The sequence below is a fragment of the Bacillus sp. SSR7 genome, from assembly GCF_055902415.1.
Map to the genome: position 1 here is coordinate 231,602 of NZ_JBVVXV010000004.1, position 24,152 is coordinate 255,753.

Sequence of the window (24,152 nt, forward strand, 5' to 3'; positions counted from 1 at the left end):
ATGTTTGTTATACACGGCAGTTCAAGACAAAATGGAAATACGGAATTTTTAACACATATGATGATTGATGGAATTGAAACAGAACAAATTTATTTACGTGATCACACAGTCTATCCTATTACAGATCAGCGTCATGATGCAGAAGGATTCCAATCTGTAGATGATGACTACGAGCAGTTAACGAAACGCATGTTAGAGCACGACACAATTATCTTTGCTACACCATTATATTGGTACGGGATGAGCGGTCATATGAAAAACTTCATCGATCGCTGGTCACAAAGTTTGCGTGATACATCCCTTCATTTCAAAGAAAAAATGAAAGGCAAAAAAATGTACGTTGTTATCGTTGGTGGAGATAATCCGAAACTAAAAGCATTACCGCTTATCTCCCAGTTCCAATACATCTTTGATTTTGTTGGGTCATCATTTGAAGGGTATGTTATTGGGGATGCGAATGGATTGGATGAAATTCAAAATGATGCTGAGGCGCTGGCGAAGGCTCAAATTTATAATAATGAATTCAAAAATCAAAAGCTGAAATAAGTTTGACAAACCCTTTTGTATGCGCATACAATAAAAATAATATTATGAAAGGAAGGTACTTTGACCAATGAAGTTCTAATTCTCTTATTTATTTCATCCATCACAAATAGTGAACAAAAATGATGAAAACTAGCAGAGGATTAGTCTGTCCATTTGTCGATACTTTCTTTCGAAACGATCATGTAAAAAATCGTTTATTTATGTACGATTTTTACATGCAAGGGCGACGTTTATCCTCTCTAGTGAAACTAGGGAGGTTTTTTTATGACTATTTTATTCGCACGTAATATTGAAAAAAGCTTTGGTGATCGCACCCTATTTACGTTACCATCACTGGAAATTCAATCACAGGATCGCATAGGAATTGTCGGAGTCAACGGTGCTGGTAAATCTACGTTATTACAAATATTAAGTAAAGAAATAGAAGCTGACGAAGGTACAGTAACTCATCATAGTTCTATCAGCATCATTCCTCAGCTTAGCGAAGAACTACCAGAAACCGCTTCTTCTCTCGCAAAAGGAAAATGGAGCATTTCAAACGTTACAGATTCAATGAGCGGCGGTGAACGAATGCGTCTAAAGATTGCCCACGCTCTTGAACAGAATGCAGGCATTTTATTCGCTGATGAACCAACAAGCCACTTAGATATGGCCGGTACAGAACAATTAGAAAAGGCACTCTCATCTTATAAAGGGGCACTTGTTTTAATATCACATGATCGTGACTTTTTAGATGCGATATGTACAAAAATCATTGAAATCGAAGACGGTACTATTCAAGAGTATAAAGGTAATTATTCAAACTATCGCAAGCAAAAAGAACGTGAGCGAATACAAAAACAAGCAGAATATGAGCAATATGTACAAGAAAAAAATCGTTTAGAGCAGTCCATTTTACAAAAAAAGCAACGTGCTTCTAGCATGACAAAAATCCCAACACGGTTTAGTTCATCTGAATCTAAACTGTATAAATTAAGTGGGGCTCATGGCCAAGAACAGGTTAGTAAAGCAGCGAAAGCATTAGAAACACGTCTCGAAAAACTAGAAAAGAAGGAAAAGCCAAAGGATCTTTCTCAAGCTCAGTTTGACGTGCAATACCATACACCCATTCATAGTAAAGTGGCAGTACAGTTCAATAAAGCCAAAAAGAAAATAGGTGATCGTACACTATTTAAAAATATGAATGGAACTATTGCTCCTGGTGCAAAGCTTGCTATTTTAGGGGCAAACGGAAGTGGCAAAACAACTTTGTTCAACATGCTTCTTGCAAATGAAAGTGGCATGCAGCTCTCGAAGAGTTGTAAAATTGGATACTTCGAACAAACACTATCTATTTTAAAAACAGATAAAACCATTTTAGAAAATGTTCTAGAAGAAACAAACTATACAGATTCGTTCGTTCGCACTATACTTGCAAGGCTTCTATTCCACCGTGAAGATGTTCATAAACCTGTGCACGTTCTAAGCGGGGGTGAGCGAATGAAGGTTGCACTCGCAAAAGTATTTTTAGGAAACTATAATATGCTTCTGCTCGATGAACCAACAAACTATTTAGACTTAGCAACACAAGAAGAATTAGAAAGCATGTTACAAGAATATCCTGGCACAATACTTTTCATTAGCCATGACCGCGCCTTTATTCGCTCTGTTGCAGACCATATTCTACAAGTAGATGAGAGTGAACCAAGAATCTTCCACGGTAATTACGAGCAATACACAAAAAGAACAGCCGAGGATTCTGTAAACGTTACTGAACAAGAATTGTTACGATTACAAACAAAATTAACAGAAATCATTGGCCGAATTTCCATACCAAATCATCATGATGACATTAAATCTCTCGAACAAGAATACGAAACATTATTAGCTCAAATCCAGAAATGTAAAGAAGCACTCTAATATCTTCCCTATATATCGACGGGACCTTCCGCATTTCCCAAGAAATATTGAAACTTCGACATAGAATATAAAAAGCCGTGCACCAGCACGGCTTTTTACTTTATCCCGAATTAACGGGCAGTAAGACTCCCACCTCAAAATTCGGTTAAGGCAAAGAAGGTAGATGGGAGACCAACTGCCCGTAAATGCCCGATTGGTTCAACTAATAATCAGCGGGGAACAAACACCCCACTGATTAAAGTTTCACTTTATATACGAACAGCAGTCCCGCTCACCGCAACCATTAACATCCCTTCGCGAACTACTTCGTAATCCACGTCGATACCAACAATTGCATTCGCATTTTTTTGCCTTGCGAAAGTTTTCATTTCTTCCATTGCGATGTCGCGCGCTTCTTTTAATTTACTTTCATAAGCGCCAGCACGACCGCCGACAACGTCACGAACAGAGGCAAAAAGATCACGAACGATATTCGCGCCCATAATCGCTTCCCCATTGACGATATCGATATACTCAATAATCTCTTTTCCTTGAATTGTAGACGTTGTTGTTACAATCATACTTTATAGCCTCCCATATGAGATTTCCATCTACTTATATGGTGTGCTAATTGGGCAAAAATTATATTTACGAACTAAATTGCGCTTCGTATAATCTGCTATATCCTCCGCCTTGTTCAATTAATTCATCATGTGAACCTTGTTCTGCAATCCCATCTTTATTTACAACGATGATTCGATCTGCATTTTTAATCGTTGCAAGCCTATGAGCGATAACTAATGTTGTACGGCCAACAGATAGTTCAGCAAGTGATTTTTGAATTGCAAGTTCTGTCTCTGTGTCTAGTGCAGAAGTCGCTTCATCAAGTATTAAAATTGGTGGGTTTTTCAAGAACATACGAGCAATCGCTAGACGTTGCTTCTGTCCGCCTGAAAGTTTCACGCCGCGCTCACCGATAACGGTATCTAAACCGTCTGGTTGTGAGTAAATTAAATCTTCTAATTGCGCACGTTTTACTGCCTGCCAAATTTCAGCCTCTGATGCCTTTAAATTTCCGTAAGCAATGTTTTCACGAATCGTTCCTGAGAATAAGAACACATCTTGCTGCACGATTCCAATTTGCTTACGAAGTGAAGATAACGTCATATCTTTCGTATCAATACCGTCAATTTGGATCGACCCAGACGATTGTTCATAAAAACGTGGGAGTAAACTACATAACGTCGTTTTTCCAGCTCCAGATGGCCCAACGAACGCAACTGTTTCACCTGCATGTATTTTCAAACTAATATCATTTAAAATCGGTTCTTTATTTTCATATCCGAATGTAATGTTGTTATATTGAATATCACCATGTACATGCTTCACTTCCATCGCATCTTTAGAGTCCACAATATCTGGCTCTGTTTCAAGAAGCTCTACATATCTTTTAAAACCAGCAATCCCTTTCGGATAGCTTTCGATTACCGCATTAATTTTTTCAATTGGGCGGAAGAAAATATTCGTTAATAGAACGAATCCGATAAATCCGCCGTACGTTAATTCACCTTGCAGAACAAACCATGTACCGCATATTAAGACGAAGAGCGTTACGAGACGCATGAGCATATAACTAATCGATGAATTTAACGCCATAATTTTATACGCCATTAATTTCGTTGTACGGAAACGAGCGTTGTTCACAGCAAATTGCTCTTTCTCAAACTTTTCATTTCCGAATGCTTGTACAACGCGGATACCACCAACGTTGTTCTCAATACATGCATTAAAATCAGCAACGTCTGAGAATAAACGTCTGAACGTACCTGTCATTTTTTTGTTGAAGTAAAGCGCCAACCATAATAGGAATGGAATAACGAAGAACGTTAATAGCGCTAACTTCCAGTTGATCATCATCATAAATGAAAATGCCCCGACTAAAGTCATAACAGCGATAAATAAATCTTCTGGCCCGTGGTGAGCAATTTCCCCAATTTCCATTAAATCGTTTGTAAGACGTGAAATTAAATGACCTGTTTTATTATTGTCAAAAAATCTGAATGATAGCTTTTGAATATGATCAAATAATTTCTGCCTCATATCTGTTTCAATGTTAACACCAAGCATATGTCCCCAGTATGTAACAACATATTGTAAGCCTGCATTTAACATATACACTGCAAGTAAACCGAAACAAGCCCATAAAATAAGTGTCCAGTTTTGCCCTGGCAATAACTTATCAATAAATTGATTTACGATAAGCGGGAAGCCAAGTTCTAGTAATCCTGCGACGACTGCACAAGAAAAGTCGAGTATAAATAAACCTTTATACGGTTTATAGTAAGAAAAAAATTTACGTAGCATATCTTCCCTCCATTTTCCAAAATTAAAAAGACCCCCTAAATGATAACCATTATCAAATAATTATTCAAGTGATTCGATTATGAAACTAAACTAAGGTTTGCGATAGTTATCGTTTTTTGCCGGAAAGTCGATATATTTGAATAATCGCTGATATATCTCAAGTTGCGCTGATATATTCCGATAATCGCCGATATAAATTTCGTGTACTATAACTACCGCCCAGCTTACAAAAAAAGGCATCACCACAAGGTGATACCTTTTCTTCTATTACATCGCTTCCGAATCCCATTCATGCTCCTGCTGAACAAACACAATACCTAATTCGTGATGTCCACCAGCGTATAATGCCGTTTGAGCAAGACGTAACTCTCCATTTGTATCTAATACTTCTAATTTACAAAATGCTCCTGTCGTCTTCGTTTGAAGCGCATCATAAAATTCCTCAGCACTTCTTGGAATGACTCCATTTACTTTCGTAATCATTTCTCCAGGTAGTAAATTTAGCTCTGCTCCAATTGTATTTGGAATTGTATCTAATACAACGAGTCCATCATTACGTGCAGCGAAGTACGCTGGTCTTGTTTCATCCGCAATTTTCTCTTGCATGGAAATTGTAAAACGTCCAAGCATTGCAACGCCCATTGCAATAATGGCAAGTACGTGCCACCAATAACTTGCGATTCCTAAAACAAGCACAAGTCCTGCTAATCCGTACACACGTCTTCCTGTAAATAATAAAGCTTCTGTCGGCTCATAACTTCTAATCCTTCTCATAAATCCAATTAAAAATGGAACGAGGAATAGAGAATATGTATGTGAACCGATTGAAACGACAGGCCACCATGAAATAAGCTGCGTTACTGCGTCACCTGGTACAAGAATAAAAATAGGAACGATCCATAAACGCTTTGATTCGTGTAAACCAATCTTTAGTCCGCGCTTACCCTTCCTAATCTTCGGCGTCGAATATCCTACTGCATTTTTAGAAATCAACAAGCCCTCTACAACGAGCATGATGCCTAGCAAAATAGCAAGGGATACAATTGTATTCTCTTCACCTTCTCTAAGCTGTAAGAAAGAAACTGGTAGCTTAGAAGATAATAGAACACATACAATCGCGATACTAAACGTATAAGCTGCTGATAAATATCGATACATAGCAGTTAATCCAAATAGTAACGTCCAAAGTAAAATGGCCCATAAGCTCGCCTTAGAAACGACAAGTCCGAGCCCAATCGTAATGATAGATACGATTAATCCGTATTTAACTCCCGCCAATAAAGATGTTCGCAGTTCGAACCAAATATCATAAACTTTAAAAGAAAAATCTTTTCGTTCTCGTAACATACGTAAGTATCCAACGAAGATACTACTTATTAAAAATACATAGACAGCAGGGTGTAAGAAAAAACGTCCAACTGCCCGCATTATTTCAAAAATCCATGCCTCCACGAACCCATTCACCACCATTTATATCATTCTTTCTTTTTATATTATCATAACTGGACAAACGTTTGTTTAACACAAAAAAATACAGGCAGCAAACTGCCTGTATTTCTTATTATCAGCGGGGGATGAAGCCCCCCACTGATTAAAGTTTCACTTTATTTCGCCATTAATTTTAATGCTGACTGTAATTGTAGATCATTTTCTCCAGAACGGATTTTTTCAATAATTTTCGTTTGAATCGCCTCAGCTGTCTTTTTATCGAGCTGTCCTGTCGCTTCCATCTTATTCGCATTTTGGAATGCTTTCAGTGCTGATTCTGTCTCTTTACTAAAGTATCCATCTTCACGTCCTGGTACATATCCTAAACTCTTAAGCATTTCTTGTGCGTTTTTTACTTGTACATCATTTGAATTGTATGAAAGTGTCTTCTCAATTTGAATTGGTGTCGCATGATAATAATCTGGTTGTTTCACTTCTACAGTTGGCTTGATTCCTTTTTTATGAATCCAGTTTCCATCCGGTGTTAACCATTTGAACATCGTTAATTTGATGTTGCTGCCATCTTTAAATGGAACAGCTTGCTGAACAGTCCCTTTACCAAACGTTTTTTCACCAATTAAATCGTATCCTTCTCCCTCTTTTAACGCACCCGCTAAAATCTCTGAAGCAGAAGCACTTCCGTTATCAATTAATACTGAAATTGGATATGGCTTTCTCTCTTTCAGTTCCGTAGAGAATTTCTTCTTCTCACCATTTCGTTGCTCTACTTGCAGCATCGGCTTTTTATCCGTCATAATTTCCCCTAGTATCTCTTCCACACTATTTAAGTAGCCACCAGGATTACCACGCACGTCAATAACTAGGCCTTTTATGTTTTTCTTCTCTAACTCTTTTAACTGATCCTTAAATTCTTTCGCTGTATTTTCAGCAAAAGAAGTGATTTGCATATAACCGATATCTTTTCCGCTCTCTTGTTTCACAGAGCTAAACACTGTGAAGATTGGAATTTTTTCACGCTTAATTTTAAATACAATCGGATCAGCCACTCCTGCACGCTTAATTTCAATCGCAACAGTCGTTCCTTTTTTACCACGAATCTTTAATACCGCTTCTTCACGTGATAAATCTTTCACACTATTTCCATCTACAGATAAAATTTGGTCATTCGGTTTAATTCCAATCTTTTCTGCTGGTGAGCCTTTAATTGGAGATACGATAATAAGCTTACCGTCCGTTTTGTTCACCTCAGCCCCAATCCCTTCTAACTCGGGATCAAGCGATTCACTAAACTGTTTAGCCGTTTCTTTATCCATATACGTGGAATAAGGGTCCTTCAGCGTAGACAACATGCCTTGTATTGCACCTTCGACTAATTTTTCATCTTTCACGTCTTCCACATAACGTGAATCAATTAGTGCATACGCCTCATTAATTTTTGCCAAATTCCCTTGCGCAGTGCTAGCGTTTCCACTCGAAATTGTTTGCGTTACTTCTGCTGGGTTAACCCCAAATAAAGACATACCCGCAAACATTCCGCCAGCACCAATTAAAAATGCAACAACCATTCCAATAATTGCAACTCTACGTTTCAATGCGGAATTCCCCTTTCCAAAACACACAGGTGGTGTAGCAAAAGGCATCACACAGTGTGTGATGCCTTTACCTATTTCTACTATATGATAAGCTTGTACGAATTATGTTTGCAACTTTTTATACTTTTAAGAAGCGACGAATTGACATTACACTTCCCCACATACCGATTAAAGCCCCGATTAACACTAGTAAACCAGCTAATTGGAATACGAATGGGCTGTATGGTAGAAGTTCGAAAATTGTTCCGCCAAGTTTTTCGTTAAACACACCTTGTAACGAATTATACGTAACTAGAATTAAGCCAATTGGAATAATTGATCCTAATACTCCTAGGAATAATCCCTCTAATAAGAACGGCCAACGAATAAACCAGTTTGTTGCACCTACAAGTTTCATAATTTCAATTTCTGTACTACGAGCATAAATTGTAATTTTAATTGTATTAGAGATTAAGAACATCGCTGTGAATAAAAGACCAGCAATTAACACAATACCGATATTACGACCAGTTTTTACAGTATCAAATAATCGTTCAACTTGCCCTTTTCCGTACTGAACATTACTTACAAACTGCATTTTTTCAATCTTTTTCGCAATTGTCGCTGTATCTGTTGGTTCTTTTGCTTTTACAACGAATACGTTTTTAAGTGGGTTATCTTGTTCAAATAACTCAAATGTCTTTCCGCTATCGCCTAAGCTTTTAATTAAACGTTTTAACTCTTCTTCTTTAGAAGAATATTTAATAGAGTCTACTTTTGCAATCTTACTCATATCATCTTCTAATTTCTTTTGATCAGCTTCTTTTGCTGCTGGATCAATGTGTACACGAATCTCTACATCTTGCTCTACTTTCGTCGCAAAATGGTTCATATTCATAATCGCTGTTAAAAAGACACCTACAAGTAATAATGTAACTGTTACTGCACTAACAGAAGCAAACGTCATCCATCCGTTACGTGATAGATTCTTTACACCTTCTCGCAAATGTCGACTAAGGGTCTTAGCCTTCATATCCGTATCCTCCCTCAATCTCATCTCGAACAATTTTTCCGCCTTCAATCGCGATTACACGATGACGGATTGTATTTACGATATCTGCGTTATGTGTCGCCATAACAATCGTTGTACCACGCTCATTAATGCGCGTGAAAATCTTCATAATATCAAGAGCTGTTTCAATATCTAAGTTACCTGTTGGCTCATCGGCAATTACAACCTTTGGTCTATTAACAATTGCTCTCGCAATCGCAACACGTTGCTGCTCCCCGCCTGAAAGTTCGCTTGGAAGTGCGTCTGCACGATCTTCAAGACCTACAAGACCTAACACTTCTGTTACACGCTCACGAATTGCATCTGGCTCTTCTTCAATTACTTCTAAGGCAAACGCAACATTCTCATATACCGTTAATTTAGGTAGTAATTTAAAGTCTTGGAAAATCACGCCTAATTGACGACGGAAATATGGAACGTCTCTTTCTGCTAAAGACTCGATAGTAAGTCCATTTACATTAATAGATCCTGTAGATGGTTTCTCTTCACGATACATCATTTTAATAAATGTAGATTTCCCGGCTCCACTCGGTCCAACTACGTATACAAACTCGCCTTGTTTAATGTTAACTGTGAGACCAGCAATGGCTTTCATACCATTCGGATACTCCTTATAAACATTGGTCATTTTTATCATTATTTATCACCCAATACTTAATGATTTTTTTTCGAAATACTTTTCTGTACATTTGGAAATAAAAGCTAAACCTTTATTCTCTTTTAAACCACTCTTGTTGAAGGTAGTCTACTTATACTCTTTTTCTAAGCAATACTACTCTATGTAATATATTTCAGCAAAATTCTACAAACCTCATTGTAACATCAAACGGTTTCCAATTCGGATACATTTTTGTTACAGTTATGTTACATTCCAAAAAAAAGGGAAACGAGTTGATTATATGAATCAACTCGTCCATTTTACCCCTTTTTATTTATGTTCAGCTAACCATTCAGCTACTTTTTTCGCATCTTCACCTTGAATAAGTCCTGGTGACATTGAACCGCGACCTTTTTTAATAATTTCTTCAATATCTGCAGCGTCGTACTTCCCACCTACTTTTCTTAAATCAGGTCCAGTTGCTCCTGATAAATCTGTTGCGTGACACCCGGCACAACTTCTTTGGAAAATTTGTTCTGCACTGTCTGTACTTGCAGACTGGTTCGAAGACTTACTCTCTTCTTTATTTCCACACGCTCCTAAAGCAAAAACGACTGATGTTCCTAGCGCAATAGCCAACAATTTCTTTTTCACTTCTATCGCTCCCCATTGTTGATATTCTTTTCATTCCTAACACACTCATTTTCATTATAAGCATTATCTTTATATAGAAAAACTAAGGTATACTTCATATTCTTCAAAAATACAGTGGGAACCCTAGTGATATAAAGCTTTTATAAGTTGTTTCAATTCTGTGAACAACTTATAAACTTCTATAAAGGATCCTTTTTGAACGGTAATTCAGAAAAATTCTGTAGAAAGCCTTACTCTATTGCCAATCTGTTTTACTATTTTCTACTTTTTACAAAACAATATACAACATTGTATGCTACATATAATCCCATCAAAAAGAGAAGTTGTCGTTTCCAACTTCTCTTCCTCTGTACTTCATCCATATAAATAAAATGGCACTCTTCATGTCCTCTATATCCTCAACGTGCGCCAACAATTTTGTTGGCTTTTTTTTCACTTAGCTTATTAGATGCGAGAACGTAAGTAAGCATCAATAAACGGATCAATTTCTCCATCCATAACTGCTTGCACGTTACCGACTTCTGTATTTGTACGGTGGTCTTTCACAAGAGAATATGGGTGGAATACGTAAGAACGGATTTGGCTACCCCATCCGATTTCTTTTTGTTCTCCGCGAATTTCATCTAACTCCGCTTGTTGCTCTTCTAATTTCTTTTGATATAATTTCGCTTTTAACATTTTCATCGCATGCTCACGGTTTTTAATTTGAGAACGCTCTGACTGACACGTTACAACCGTATTTGTCGGTGTATGCGTAATACGAACTGCTGAATCTGTCGTATTGACGTGCTGTCCACCCGCTCCACTTGCACGATACGTATCAATTTTCAAGTCTTCTGTACGTATTTCAATTTCAACTTCATCATTGAATTCAGGTACAACTTCACAAGATACGAACGATGTATGACGACGACCTGAAGAATCGAATGGTGAAATACGTACAAGACGATGTACACCTTTCTCAGCTTTTAAGTAACCGTAAGCGTTATGACCTTTAATTAATAAAGTAACGCTCTTAATACCAGCTTCATCGCCTGGTAAGTAGTCAACAGTTTCTACTTTAAATCCACGTTTTTCAGCCCAACGTGTGTACATACGTAATAACATAGAACCCCAGTCTTGTGACTCTGTTCCACCTGCACCTGGGTGTAATTCTAAAATGGCGTTATTTTTATCATAAGGATCACTTAATAGTAACTGAAGCTCATACTCATTCATTTCTTGAATTAAGCCTTTTACTTCTGATTCAAGCTCCTCATGTAAATCTTCATCATACTCTTCTTTTAAAAGTTCATGCGTTATTTCTAAATTTTCGAATGTCTCATCTAACTGACGGAAACTCCCAACCATATCTTTTAACGCATTTGCTTCGTTAATGACAGCTTGTGCGCCTTGTTGGTCATCCCAAAATCCTGCGCCCATCATTTTCTCTTCTAATTCTGCAATTTGTTTCTCCTTAGTAGGGAGGTCAAAGAGACCCCCTAAAAGCCGCTAATCTCTTAGCCATTTTCTCTAATTCCTGTCTAATTTCTACTAATTCCATTTCCTTCACCTCTATGTAATTGCTGTTACTTTCGTATGAAAACAAGGGAAACTCTCTCCACTTATGACGGAGAGAGTTTAATCCTTCTTAATTATACATTTTTGATGTAAAAGTTTGCAAAGCAACCTGGGCTACCGTCCTATATTACTTCCCAATACCACAGCAGTTTTTATATTTTTTACCACTACCACATTTACATAAATCGTTGCGGCCCACTTGGTCACCTTTTACAACTGGTTTTTTCTTCGCCTCTTCGCCATCGCTAGATGGGTGAACAGCTTCACCTTGAACAACTTCTTGACGCTCTAAGTTTTGTTCAATCTCAGCTTTCATAATGTAACGAGAAATTTCCTCTTCAATAGAAGCAATCATTGATTCGAACATTGCGAATCCTTCCATTTGATATTCACGAAGTGGATCAATTTGACCGTAAGCACGTAAATGAATACCTTCACGAAGGTGATCCATCGCATCGATATGCTCTGTCCATTTCGTATCTACAACACGGAATACAACAACTTTTTCGAACTCACGCATTTGCTCTTCTGGCATAAGCTTTTCTTTGTCATTGTAACGCTCTATTAATTTCGCGATAATTGGCTCGCTCATTTCCTCTGGAGCAAGGCGACGTAATTCTTCTTCTTTCACATCTCCTTCTTGCAGAAGGTTTGTATTTAAGTAGTCAACAAGACCTTTAATGTTCCAATCTTCTTCAATTTCCTCTTGTGTATGAAGTGCAACCGCACGCTCTACTGTAGATTTCATCATACCTTCAATAATACCGCGTAAGTTCTCAGACTCCATTACCTCTTGACGCTGTTTGTAAATAACTTCACGTTGCTGACGAAGCACATCATCGTATTGTAGTAACTGCTTACGTGCATCATAGTTATTTCCTTCTACTCGTTTTTGCGCAGATTCTACTGCACGAGAAACCATTTTACTTTCGATTGGCTGAGAATCATCCATACCAAGGCGATCCATCATCGCTTTCATATTATCAGAACCGAAGCGGCGCATTAGTTCATCTTCCATTGATAAGTAGAACTGCGTAACACCTGGGTCCCCTTGACGACCAGCACGACCACGTAACTGATTATCAATACGACGACTTTCGTGACGCTCTGTACCGATAACTGCTAAACCAATGTTTTTAATATCGTCTCCAAGCTTAATATCCGTACCACGACCCGCCATGTTCGTCGCAATTGTTACAGCACCTTTCATACCAGCTTCTGCAATGATATCCGCTTCACGCGCATGGTTTTTCGCATTTAAGATGTTATGACGTACACCTTTACGCGTTAACATTTTTGAAATAAGCTCTGACGTTTCAATCGCAACTGTACCGACAAGAACAGGTTGCCCTTGTTTATGACGATTTACAATATCCTCAACAACAGCATTAAATTTACCTTCCATTGATTTGAAGATTAAATCTGCACGGTCATCACGAATAATCGGTTTGTTTGTTGGAATTACGATAACGTTCATATTGTAAATGTTACGGAATTCCTCTTCCTCTGTTTTCGCTGTACCAGTCATACCAGATAACTTTTCGTACATACGGAAGTAGTTCTGGAATGTAATTGTCGCAAGCGTCATACTTTCATTTTGAATTTCTACGCCTTCTTTTGCCTCGATAGCTTGGTGTAACCCTTCGCTATAACGACGACCTTTCATAAGACGACCAGTAAATTGGTCTACAATTACGATTTCGCCTTCTTGTACAACATAATCTGTATCACGATGCATAACAACGTGCGCACGAAGTGCCTGATTAATATGGTGAAGAAGCGCTACATGTTTTAAATCAAATAAGTTTTCAATATGGAAAGCTTTCTCCGCTTTCGTAATACCATCTTCTGTTAACATTACATTTTTCGTCTTCACATCAAATGAATAATCTTTTTCATTTTCTAACGTACGAACGAATGCATTTGCAAACATGTACAGCTCTGTTGATTTTTGAGCTTGTCCAGAAATAATAAGTGGCGTACGCGCTTCATCGACTAAAATAGAATCGACTTCATCGATAATAGCAAAGTGAAGTGGGCGTTGAACGCACTGCTCTTTATATAAAACCATGTTGTCACGTAAGTAATCGAATCCAAGTTCATTATTTGTGCTATACGTAATATCAGCAGCATAAGCCTCTTGTTTCTCTTCGCGTGACATACTGTTTAAATTAATTCCTACTGTTAATCCTAGGAACTCATGAAGTTGTCCCATTTCGCTCGCATCACGTTGTGCTAAGTATTCATTGACTGTAACAACGTGAACACCTTTTCCTGTTAAAGCATTTAAATATACAGGTAATGTAGATGTTAACGTTTTACCTTCACCCGTTTTCATCTCAGAGATATTCCCTTCATGTAAGGCAATACCACCCATTAACTGTACACCATACGGACGCATTCCAAGAACACGAGTCGCAGCTTCACGAACAACCGCAAAAGCTTCAGGTAGTAGATCATCTACTGTTTCACCTTTTGTTAGACGTTCTTTAAATTCAAGCGTCTTCCCTTTTAATTGTTCATCAGTTAATGGCTTAATAGATGGCTCTAGTGCATCAATTTGCTCAACTGTCTTCTGCATACGTTTAATTTGGCGTTGATTTACATCAAACACCTTTTTTAAAATACCGATCATAGGAAATACGCTCCTCTTTTTATTAAAATAAAACTTCCGATTGTTTTTTCTTTTTCTCTATTACAATCAGTCGTTATAAAAATCAAATGTATGTTATGCCAATTTTTCTCCTAATTAAAAAAACTAAAATGTATATACCTAATGATAATTGTAACACTTGTCTTATAACTATGACAACAATCGGCCGAATGTCTCGTTCTAAATTAAGAAAACTTTTTTTCAGGAATCTATTTTCAGCAAAAAAAGCGCAGCCATTTCGGCTGCGCTTTTGAATTATTATTTAGTTTCGATTAAACCATATTTCCCATCTTTACGGCCATATACAACATTAGTTTCATTTGTATCAGCATTTGTGAAGACGAAGAAATTATGTCCTAGCATATCCATTTGTAGGATCGCTTCTTCAACGTCCATCGGTTTTAAATCGAATCGTTTTGTACGTACAAGCTCTAGTTCATCCTCTTCTACCTCATCCAGGACAGCTACTGCTTGTGGAAGGATAAAGTTCGTTTTCATAGAACCTTTCTCACGTAACTTACGATTTACTTTTGTTTTATGTTTACGAATTTGTCGCTCAAGTTTATCAACTACTAAATCGATAGCAGCGTACATATCGCTATTAGTTTCTTCTGCACGAAGTAATAAATCAGTAAATGGAATTGTTACCTCGACACGTTGCTTGTCAGAGTATACTTTTAAATTAACTTTAATCTCTGGGAATGTATCAAAATAACGCTCTAACTTACTTAGTTTTTTCTCTACATATTCCTTTAATGCTGGAGTTACTTCAATATTTTCACCACGAATGTTGAATTTCATAGATGAATTCCTCCTTTCAAGCCTATGTACTATAATTTCGACACCGGCTTAAAAACTCCTTCTAACTTTTTTAAAAAAATTAGTGGAATTGCGATTTTTTTATCGTTTTTTGTTGAAATGAAAAGATGCATCGTTTCTATCTTTATTTTATCCTATTAACATCGTGAATAACGAATGTAACTGTGGACAATTCGTTACAGAAAAGAAACAACTTTTTGACAACTCCATTCATAACAAAAACCCCTTGCAAAAAACAAGAGGTTCTACCATATATATAACGTTGCCACAAACGCAGCTTTCTCTTCCCAAAAACAATATACCTACAGTTTTACAACATTAGCTGCTTGTGGTCCACGTGCTCCCTCTACAATATCAAACTCAACTTGTTGCCCTTCTTCTAATGACTTATATCCATCTTGTTGAATAGCAGAAAAATGAACAAACACATCATCACCGTCTTCACGCTCAATAAACCCAAATCCCTTTTCTGCATTGAACCATTTTACTCTTCCTTGCATGTTCATTCCATTCCCTTCACTCTAAAAATCAGGGCATTTGCCCCATAATTTCACTATAACGAATGACAACTTACGAAGTCAAAGAAGACTTATCGTCTTTTTATTATCTCTTTCGACAGCTACAGATCAACTTCTACAGAGCGTCAAACTAGAAACTTCGCTTGCTCCTCTATCGTATAAAAGACTTCCAATTTGTCTCACTGTAATTCCTGTCGTGTATACATCATCCACGAGTAAAATGTGTTGACCATGAAACATCTCTTCTCCTTGAAAATAAAAAGGATTCCTTCCTGAAAGCCTTTCTTTACGCGACTTCTTACTTTGCTTTTCTGTTTCCTTCCTTCTTAATGATGAATAAAAATTTTTGACAGGCAAACAAGCTGCTAATAACTCTGCTTGATTAAAACTTCGTTCATATTCCCGTTCCCTACTAAGCGGAACAGCAATAACAGTTGAAACGTCCGTAAAATACTTTTGAAATAACTCCCGAAAAGATTGATAAAAAATACGAACTAACTCCGCATCACCTCGAAACTTCAACTGCGCTAGTATACCTTTCATGTCATCATTGTACACGTACAACGAACGATTTTTAAAAGGACGATATCCTTCCTCATTCCTCCATCTTATACAGTCCATGCAAATGTCATTTTCTTTATATCGAGTAGGTAAGTCATCTAAAGGACGACCACAATCCATGCAAATTCCTCCTATAATATAGGAAAGTTTTTGCTCACATCTATCACATACATATTTTTTATGGGACTTTACAAAGAAGGCGTACCAACTAACTGTTTCCACCATATACTCATCACAAAGTAAACAATGCATTAATCGATCAATCCTTGTTCTTTCGCATTTTTGTTCATACTTTGAATGTGTTTTTTCGCACGTACCATTGACTCTGTCTTACCGTAATGAAAATACACAACCTCGCCATATGGCTCTTCAAAACTACGACCCGCTCGGCCTGCAATTTGTACGAGCGCGCTCTCTGAAAAAATTTCTTCTTCTGCCCCTAGCACCGCCACTTGTAAGTTCTTCACAGTTACTCCTCTTTCTAAAATTGTCGTTGTAACTAATAACGGAATTTCTCCCTTTCTGAACGCTGCTACTTTTTCTTTTCTCATCGAATCTTCTGCATGTACACCATCGATTCTATTATCCAACCCTTTCAATAACAGGCTCATTTCTTCTACATATCGCACATGAGGAACAAATAAAAAAATAGGATACTTTTTATTTAAGTTCATTTTTAACCATTGTAGTAACACGCGAGGAATTTTTTTATGATGAAGGCTTTTCTTCCAATTTCCGCACCAGCTAAATAGAGGAACTGGTAACGGGTGACAATGGTATCGTCCTGACACAATAACACCTTTTTGTTTCCCCTTTCTGAAATTACGCTTCCACTTTTCATCAGGAGTTGCTGTTAAATAAATACGCGCCGCTTTCTCTTTCATCGCTTGCCTCACCGCATACTGTAACATTTGATCCGCATGATACGGGAAGGCATCAATCTCATCTACAATCATCACATGAAACGCTCTATAGTAACGTAACAGTTGGTGAGTCGTTGCAACGACTAACGCTGCATCTTTTTTATGATCTACACTCCCTCCGTATAAAGCAGCTACAGTTATACTTGGAAACACTTCTTGTAATCTCGGCGCTAATTCCAGTACAACGTCCGTCCTTGGCGTTGCGATACAAACTCTTTCTCCTTTTTGAAGCGCCTCTTCTATACCGTAAAATAACATTTCTGTTTTTCCAGCCCCGCACACAGCCCAAATAAAAAAAGATTTTTTCTGCTTAATCGCTTCTATAACCCCTTGCGCCGCCAACTCCTGACCAATCGATAAAGTTCCATTCCACTGTAATGGATTTAGCTCCCTGTCTCCGTTTCTTTCATGGATCCCGCGAACAAGTACAGTACATTCACTAACTCTCCCCATCGCGATGCACTTCCGGCAATACGCGCATGCTTTACCGCACCTTTTACATAAAAATGATGCAAATAGTCGCTGCTCTATATTTCCACAGCGCTGACATATATATTTAGAAGCCTTCTTTATTACACCTTGCACACATACGATCTCTCCCTTCTCTTTTAAATTACTTATTTCTCTCCGTAAATCTGAAGAGAGTTCTTCTAATAGCAACTGTTTCCCAGCAAGCATTAACGTCACCTCCAGCACTACTATAAACCTTTCTCATAATCTCGTAAAAACTCAAAAAAGCCGATAACCTACTTATAAAATAGTAAGCTATCGACTTTATACACATGTTTTATTTGATTATAAATCCTAGAATCTACCGTATCCTAAGAAATGTTTTTGGTTGTAGCTACTGCTTAAGCTAGAATAAGCAATCCCTTTGTCACCAGCATGAATCATTTGGCCATTACCAACGTAAATACCGATGTGAGATGGACCTGGTTTATAAGTACCTTGGAAGAATACTAAATCTCCAGGTTGTGGGCTACTTACTTTAGAAACTGAATTCCAGTAACCTGCAACGTCTTGACGACCTACACCGAATACGTAAGAAATGAATCCACTACAGTCAAAACCACCGTTTGATGGAGATGCACTTCCCCAAACATATGGTAAACCTAAGTATTGTTGTGCTTTACCAATTACGCCAGGAGCTGGAGCTGGGCCTGGTGTCGGTTCTGGTTTTTTATCTTCTTTTTTAGGTGCTTCTTTTTTAGGCTCTTCCTTTTTAGGTTCTTCTTTTTGAGCTTGTCCACCGTTGTTTGCTGGCGCTGCTGGCTGAGCAGGTGCCGCTTGTGCTGGTTGAGCTTGCGCATCTTTAGCAGCTTGCTCTGCTTGTTTTTGAGCAGCAGCTTCTTGTGCAGCTTTTTCTTGCGCTTCTTGTTCAGCAATACGTTGTAATTGTAATGCTTGTTTTTCAAGATCTTTCAATTGACTTTCCGTACTTGTCATTGAAGTTACAACTGTATCCATTTTACCGCTTAAATCGTTTACTGCCACTGCTTTTTTCTCTTTTTCAGCGTCAAGTTCTTTCTTAGCAGTTTCAATTTGAGCTTGTGCTTCTTTTAATTCTTTTTGCTTTGTTTTTACCGTTTCAACATCTTTTTTCACGTTCGCTTGATCTTCTTGTTGTGTTTTCATGATATCTTCGTCAGACTCAAGAATTTTAGAAACAGAAGTTAAACGATCAACTAAATCTGCAACGTTTTTAGAGTTTACAAGAACTTCTGTTACAACGTTCGTATTTGGTTGCTCTTGAAGTGCAACTAAACGTTTTCTTAATAACTCTTCACGTTTTGCAATTTTCGTTTGTAATTCTGCAATATCTTTATTTTTCTTTTCGATTAATTGCTCAGTGTCCGCAACTTTTTTTGTTGTTTCATCAAGCTTTGCAGCATTCTCTTGAACAGACTTATCTAAACCTTGAATTGTTTTGTTTAAGTCATTCATTTGTTTTTGTAATGCATCACGTTCTTGTTGTTGTTTATGTAAAGTGTCATTTTGTGTATTAATTTGTGATTTCACGTCAGAAATTTTATCTTCTGCAAATACATTTGGTGTTAGTCCTGAAAACATTAATCCTGCAACTAATGCGCAAGATGCCATTTTTAGCTTTTTCATTTTATTTTTTACACCGCTTTCTTTTTTCTTTTTCCGTATATAACCTATAAAATTTATACCATAATTCGGGATTTTTTTTGCTAATGTTACGCTTTTGTAAAACAAATGTAATATTATATGTAACTCTATCGCAAAATATGCATATTTTTGTATATATGTGTAGAGTTTTAAAATTTTTTTTAAGCAAAGAAAAAAACGCAAGGTTCCCCTTACGTTTTATTAAATATACTAATACGGATGAAATCAAAACGTTATTTCATCCATTTCTCAGCCCAATTTTGGACTTCATCCATAACACTTTCTAACGCTTTTCCCTTGTCCGTTAAGCCGTACTCGATTCGAACTGGTACTTCTGGATAAACATTACGAACTACAATGCCTTCGCTTTCCAATTCCTTTAAACGCTCTGATAACATACGATCGCTCATATTCGGTATAATATCTGCGATTTCTCTAAAACGTTTTGACTCTTCCAGCAAAGATTTAATAATTAAGCCAGTCCATTTCTTACTAAGCAAAGTAAAAGCTGACTCAAACTTTGGACATAAACAAGAATTATGCTCCATATGTTTCACCTCTCTTCTATTATAATATAGTTTCTTGTAAAAAGTAAGTTATAAAACTTTCCTCATTATTTTATTTTACGTACATTTTACCATTTCCAAATATTAACTTGTCAACTTCACGTAAAATATCCGTAAAAAAACCCTCTTCCGAAAGAGAGCTTTTTATATCCTTATTACTTCGTATACCATCCAAGACCTAGTGCACCTTCACCTAAATGCGTTCCAATTACAGCACCGAAATAACCTGTGCGGATTGTAACATGAGGATATTTTGCTTCTAATTCTGCCTTCCATTCATTCGCTTCCTCTTCACGTTGTGCATGAATGATAACTGCTTCCATAGGTACGCCTTTACTTGCTTGCTCATCAAAAATTTCAATGATACGTTTTAACGCTTTTTTACGCGTACGAATCTTTTCAAACGGGATAATGATTTTGTCTCTAAAATATAAAACCGGCTTTACTTGTAACAGACTACCGATGAAAGCTTGCGCACTATTTAATCGGCCTCCACGTTGTAAATGGTGTAAATCATCTACTACAAAATAAGCGTCCATCGTTTTCTTCATTTCATCAAAACGGGCGATAATCTCTTTTGGATCCTTCCCTTCGCTTGCTAGCTTTGCACCTTCACGCACGTAGAATCCTTGTACTTCACAACTAATTTCAGAGTCGTACGTATATACATCAATACCCTCTACCATTTGACCAGCTGTCGTTGACGTTTGATATGTACCACTAATCCCACTTGAAAGATGAATGCTAATAACTGCATCATAATCCTTAGATAATTCTTCATATAGCTCAACAAACTTTCCGATTGCTGGTTGAGAAGTTTTCGGAAGCTCTTCTTGCTCACGTACCTTTACATAAAAATCATCTGCTGAAATTTCAGCTTCTTCTTGATAAGATTCCGTTCCAAACACAACGTTTAATGGAATCATATATATATTGAGTTCATCACGAATATGCTTCGGTATATATGCTGTACTATCAGTAACAATAGCTGTTTTCATTTTCGTACCTGCCTTATAAAAAAGTTTTTATTTCCTAATTTTACACGAAAACTAAAAATGGTGCATCCATACATGAAAATGCGGGTTTGAAATTATACTTATCATCTCGACAAATTACAACAAAAAGGTAAAATACTCATCAAAAATTTCAGCTTATTTATAAAAAATGTTTGAATATAAAAACGCCCGCTTTTAAAATGTAAAGTACTAGTCATTTTGATGGATAGGGGCGTATACAAGTGTTATTACAATATTTAACAATAAAAGACTACGGTGAACACGAAATTGTTATTCAAAAATCAAGATTCATCTGTTATGTTAGTCGTGCTACAACCGAAGAAGAAGCTCAAGAATTCATACAAAAAATCAAAAAACAAAACTGGAATGCAACACATAATTGTTCTGCATATTTAATTGGCGAACAAGATCAAATCCAAAAAGCAAATGATGATGGTGAACCTAGTGGTACAGCTGGCGTACCTATGTTAGAGGTACTAAAAAAACGCGGTTTAAAAGATACCGTCGTTGTCGTTACCCGCTATTTTGGTGGCATCAAACTGGGCGCTGGTGGATTAATTCGCGCATATGGAAAATGTACAAGCGAAGGCATTAATCATGTCGGTGTTGTCGAGCGAAAGCTAATGCGCGTTATGCAGACCGAAATTGATTACACATTACTTGGCAAAATTGAAAATGAATTACGTAATTCAAAATATGCCATTAAAGATATACATTACCTCGAAAATGTCACATTTGATACGTATGTAGAAGAAGATGGAAAACAAGCATTCACGGATTGGATGATTGAATTAACAAATGGGAAATGTACAATTACAGAAGGAGATATGTTGTACTTAGAGCAAGATGTTATCTAAGAATAACTACTGTATCGCCTTTAAAGATTAATGTAGTGAATTACTTACCTACAAATGAACTAAGGAGATTATATATGGAAGAACGTTATTATCATCTCCAAAATAGCAGAATAAAAAAGAAACGAAGAAGAAAGTTTTTCTACTTCCTTATTTTCTTATTTTTATTTGGTAGTGTAGGACTTTATATATTAAATTCCTACTCTTCTCTCATGGGGATGTATAGTGGTTTTACTCGTGAAAAATCGGATTTGAGAACCGAAGATGTAGAAATTACAAAGGAGCCTTTTACACTCCTTATTATGGGTATAGAAGATTATGCAACAGACGGCCAAAACGGTCGTACAGATTCATTAATGTTTGCGACAGTCAATCCGAAAACGCAAAAGATTTCGCTTATGAGTATTCCTCGTGATAGTCGCGTTCCAATTGTCGGAAAGAATAAAGAGGACAAAATTAACGCTGCGCATGCTTACGGCGGAGAAGAAATGGCAATCAAAACTGTCGAAGGTTTCCTAAAAGTACCTGTAGACCATTATGTTAAAATTGATTTCCAAGGCTTTAAAGGTATTGTTGATGCTGTTGGCGGTGTTACTGTTGATGTTCCCTTCGATTTTTGGGAGCGTTCAGACGTAGATTACTACAAAAAAATCCAATTTAAGCAAGGACAACAAGAATTAAATGGTGAAGAGGCACTCGCTTACGTTCGTATGCGAAAGCAAGATCCAAATGGTGACTATGGTCGTGCCGCTAGACAAAGACAATTACTAGCTGCTGTTGCTCAAAAACTAAATTCCACCTCTACCGTATTTAAAATTAAAGATTTAACAGCAGTCGTTGGAAAATATATAAAAACTGACATTCCTATTTCTGATGGCCTTGCTCTTTACAAGAAACTTTCTGGGTTTGATCCTTCTACAATACAAACACTCAAACTTGAAGGAGAAGACAAAAAAATAAGTGGTATTTATTACTTCCTTCCGGATCCAAACGGTGTTGAGGCAGTACGTAACGAAATTAAAAAAGAACTAGGAGAAAAGGTAACCACGCAAGAAAATTCAACAACAAAAACCGAATCCACTCCTTCTTCAAATTCTAACTCTAACGAGAAAGCGAAGAAAGAAACGAATCATAATCAGAACAAAACACCAACTGATCCCCCTCCTTCTACGAATGCTCATGCAGAGTGGATTATGAGAAATCAGCAATAAAACAGCCAAATCGCATGCGATTTGGCTGTTTTTTATTTATTAAAATGTTTTAAGATTGCTTCTACAATACGCTCTGATGCACGGCCATCACCGTACGGATTAGATGCTTTTGACATCTTATCATGAGCTTCTTTGTCTGATAACAACTCATCAGCAAGACTAAAGATTGTCTCTTCGTCTGTTCCCGCTAATTTCAACGTACCTGCTTCAATACCTTCTGGACGCTCTGTTGTATCACGAAGAACAAGAACCGGTACACCTAATGACGGAGCTTCCTCTTGTACACCACCAGAATCAGTTAGCATTAGATAGGAACGAGCTGCAACATTGTGGAAATCAATTACATCTAACGGCTCAATTAAATGAATGCGGCCATGATCGCCTAAAATATCATTTGCAGTTTCACGAACAACAGGGTTCATATGAACAGGATACACAACTTGTACGTCTTCATGCTTATCAACAAGACGCTTTATTGCACGGAACATATTACGCATTGGCTCTCCTAGGTTTTCACGACGGTGAGCTGTCATAAGTACAAGACGATCACTTCCAAGTTTCTCTAGTACAGGATGACTATATGTTTCTTTTACAGTCGTTTTTAGTGCGTCAATCGCTGTATTTCCTGTTATGAAAATGCGTGATTCATCTTTATTTTCTTTCTGTAAGTTCGTTGCTGATTTTGCTGTAGGTGAGAAATGAAGATCTGCCATTACGCCTGTTAATTGACGATTCATCTCTTCTGGGTATGGAGAATATTTATCCCATGTACGAAGTCCTGCCTCGACATGACCTACTGGAATTTGATTATAGAAAGCAGCTAAGCTTGCAATAAACGTTGTCGTCGTATCACCATGTACAAGTACGATATCCGGCTTTGCTTCTTTCATTACTTTATCCAAACCTTCTAAACCACGCGTTGTAATATCGATTAAAGTTTGGCGATCCTTCATAATATTCAAATCGAAATCTGGTGTAATTCCAAAGATACTTAATACTTGGTCTAACATTTGACGATGTTGTGCTGTTACAGTCACAATCGATTCAATTTTCTCTGGATGCTTTTGCAACTCTAATACAAGAGGTGCCATTTTAATTGCTTCTGGACGTGTCCCGAAAATTGTCATTACTTTTAAACGTTCAGTCATTTCATTGCCTCTTTTCTTTCACTAGTTACAAATCCTATTATGACATATAAGAATATAC

At 37.2% G+C, this 24,152-nt stretch carries 21 protein-coding genes; 4 read left to right on the plus strand and 17 right to left on the minus strand.

Translation table 11 applies throughout. The annotated features are described in order from the left end of the window. Window positions 1-546 carry a flavodoxin family protein gene (locus tag AC0NJG_RS10770; protein ID WP_049112553.1) on the plus strand — a complete coding sequence of 182 codons (546 nt, stop codon included), beginning with the start codon at window positions 1-3 and terminating at the stop codon, window positions 544-546. A 264-nt stretch (window positions 547-810) separates the two neighbouring features. Further along, on the plus strand, window positions 811-2,445 hold the full coding sequence (abc-f, locus tag AC0NJG_RS10775; protein WP_474063032.1) for a ribosomal protection-like ABC-F family protein: 1,635 nt from the start codon (window positions 811-813) through the stop codon (window positions 2,443-2,445). A gap of 248 nt (window positions 2,446-2,693) precedes the next feature. Here abc-f and AC0NJG_RS10780 read toward each other — a convergent pair whose 3' ends face one another. The 16 genes from AC0NJG_RS10780 to AC0NJG_RS10855 all read right to left on the minus strand — a co-directional run bounded on the left by AC0NJG_RS10780 (window position 2,694) and on the right by AC0NJG_RS10855 (window position 20,863). Next, window positions 2,694-3,005 (minus strand): heavy metal-binding domain-containing protein, encoded by a 312-nt coding sequence (locus tag AC0NJG_RS10780; protein ID WP_000637523.1) that lies wholly within the window; start codon window positions 3,003-3,005, stop codon window positions 2,694-2,696. Between the two features lie 67 nt (window positions 3,006-3,072). Then, window positions 3,073-4,788, minus strand: coding sequence for an ABC transporter ATP-binding protein (locus AC0NJG_RS10785; protein ID WP_474063033.1), 1,716 nt, complete (start codon window positions 4,786-4,788; stop codon window positions 3,073-3,075). A 267-nt stretch (window positions 4,789-5,055) separates the two neighbouring features. Further along, complete coding sequence (locus AC0NJG_RS10790) at window positions 5,056-6,258, minus strand: PDZ domain-containing protein (protein WP_474063034.1); 1,203 nt, start codon at window positions 6,256-6,258, stop codon at window positions 5,056-5,058. Between the two features lie 134 nt (window positions 6,259-6,392). Beyond that, window positions 6,393-7,829 carry a S41 family peptidase gene (locus AC0NJG_RS10795; RefSeq protein ID WP_474063035.1) on the minus strand — a complete coding sequence of 479 codons (1,437 nt, stop codon included), beginning with the start codon at window positions 7,827-7,829 and terminating at the stop codon, window positions 6,393-6,395. A 118-nt stretch (window positions 7,830-7,947) separates the two neighbouring features. Beyond that, window positions 7,948-8,841 (minus strand): permease-like cell division protein FtsX, encoded by an 894-nt coding sequence (ftsX, locus tag AC0NJG_RS10800; RefSeq protein ID WP_000645019.1) that lies wholly within the window; start codon window positions 8,839-8,841, stop codon window positions 7,948-7,950. Further along, window positions 8,831-9,517, minus strand: a complete 687-nt coding sequence (gene ftsE / locus AC0NJG_RS10805; protein ID WP_087955103.1) for a cell division ATP-binding protein FtsE — start codon at window positions 9,515-9,517, stop codon at window positions 8,831-8,833. The genes ftsX and ftsE overlap by 11 nt, the downstream gene beginning before the upstream one ends. Before the next feature lie 291 nt (window positions 9,518-9,808). Further along, complete coding sequence (gene cccB, locus AC0NJG_RS10810; RefSeq protein ID WP_000727972.1) at window positions 9,809-10,132, minus strand: cytochrome c551; 324 nt, start codon at window positions 10,130-10,132, stop codon at window positions 9,809-9,811. Window positions 10,133-10,576: 444 nt separating this feature from the next. Continuing rightward, a protein-coding gene (gene prfB, locus AC0NJG_RS10815) for a peptide chain release factor 2 (RefSeq protein WP_096334510.1) occupies window positions 10,577-11,675 on the minus strand; the annotation gives its coding sequence in 2 pieces (ribosomal slippage) (window positions 10,577-11,602 and window positions 11,604-11,675; 1,098 coding nt in all). Between the two features lie 144 nt (window positions 11,676-11,819). After that, complete coding sequence (gene secA, locus AC0NJG_RS10820) at window positions 11,820-14,327, minus strand: preprotein translocase subunit SecA (protein WP_087955104.1); 2,508 nt, start codon at window positions 14,325-14,327, stop codon at window positions 11,820-11,822. A 276-nt stretch (window positions 14,328-14,603) separates the two neighbouring features. Continuing rightward, on the minus strand, window positions 14,604-15,146 hold the full coding sequence (gene hpf, locus AC0NJG_RS10825; RefSeq protein WP_087955105.1) for a ribosome hibernation-promoting factor, HPF/YfiA family: 543 nt from the start codon (window positions 15,144-15,146) through the stop codon (window positions 14,604-14,606). 320 nt (window positions 15,147-15,466) lie between these two features. Continuing rightward, entirely contained in the window at window positions 15,467-15,664 is a 198-nt protein-coding gene (cspC, locus tag AC0NJG_RS10830) for a cold shock protein CspC (protein WP_001162041.1), read from the minus strand. A gap of 126 nt (window positions 15,665-15,790) precedes the next feature. Continuing rightward, on the minus strand, window positions 15,791-16,495 hold the full coding sequence (locus AC0NJG_RS10835) for a ComF family protein (RefSeq protein ID WP_429680901.1): 705 nt from the start codon (window positions 16,493-16,495) through the stop codon (window positions 15,791-15,793). Then, the gene (gene comFA, locus AC0NJG_RS10840) at window positions 16,495-17,844 is read right to left on the minus strand and encodes an ATP-dependent helicase ComFA (RefSeq protein ID WP_474063036.1); all 1,350 of its coding nucleotides are present in this window, start codon (window positions 17,842-17,844) and stop codon (window positions 16,495-16,497) included. Before comFA ends, AC0NJG_RS10835 begins: the two co-directional genes overlap by 1 nt. Before the next feature lie 126 nt (window positions 17,845-17,970). Continuing rightward, window positions 17,971-19,386 carry a C40 family peptidase gene (locus AC0NJG_RS10845; RefSeq protein WP_140421129.1) on the minus strand — a complete coding sequence of 472 codons (1,416 nt, stop codon included), beginning with the start codon at window positions 19,384-19,386 and terminating at the stop codon, window positions 17,971-17,973. A gap of 146 nt (window positions 19,387-19,532) precedes the next feature. After that, window positions 19,533-19,847, minus strand: coding sequence for a winged helix-turn-helix transcriptional regulator (locus AC0NJG_RS10850; protein ID WP_000400857.1), 315 nt, complete (start codon window positions 19,845-19,847; stop codon window positions 19,533-19,535). A gap of 173 nt (window positions 19,848-20,020) precedes the next feature. Then, entirely contained in the window at window positions 20,021-20,863 is an 843-nt protein-coding gene (locus AC0NJG_RS10855) for a DegV family protein (RefSeq protein WP_000844764.1), read from the minus strand. A 239-nt stretch (window positions 20,864-21,102) separates the two neighbouring features. Between AC0NJG_RS10855 and AC0NJG_RS10860 the strand changes: the two genes are divergently transcribed. Next, complete coding sequence (locus tag AC0NJG_RS10860) at window positions 21,103-21,738, plus strand: YigZ family protein (RefSeq protein ID WP_000926682.1); 636 nt, start codon at window positions 21,103-21,105, stop codon at window positions 21,736-21,738. Window positions 21,739-21,812: 74 nt separating this feature from the next. Continuing rightward, entirely contained in the window at window positions 21,813-22,946 is a 1,134-nt protein-coding gene (locus AC0NJG_RS10865) for an LCP family protein (RefSeq protein ID WP_087955108.1), read from the plus strand. A gap of 32 nt (window positions 22,947-22,978) precedes the next feature. Here the strand turns inward: AC0NJG_RS10865 and wecB are convergent, their stop codons facing one another. After that, window positions 22,979-24,094, minus strand: coding sequence for a non-hydrolyzing UDP-N-acetylglucosamine 2-epimerase (wecB, locus tag AC0NJG_RS10870; protein ID WP_000140134.1), 1,116 nt, complete (start codon window positions 24,092-24,094; stop codon window positions 22,979-22,981). Window positions 24,095-24,152: the final 58 nt, after the last annotated feature.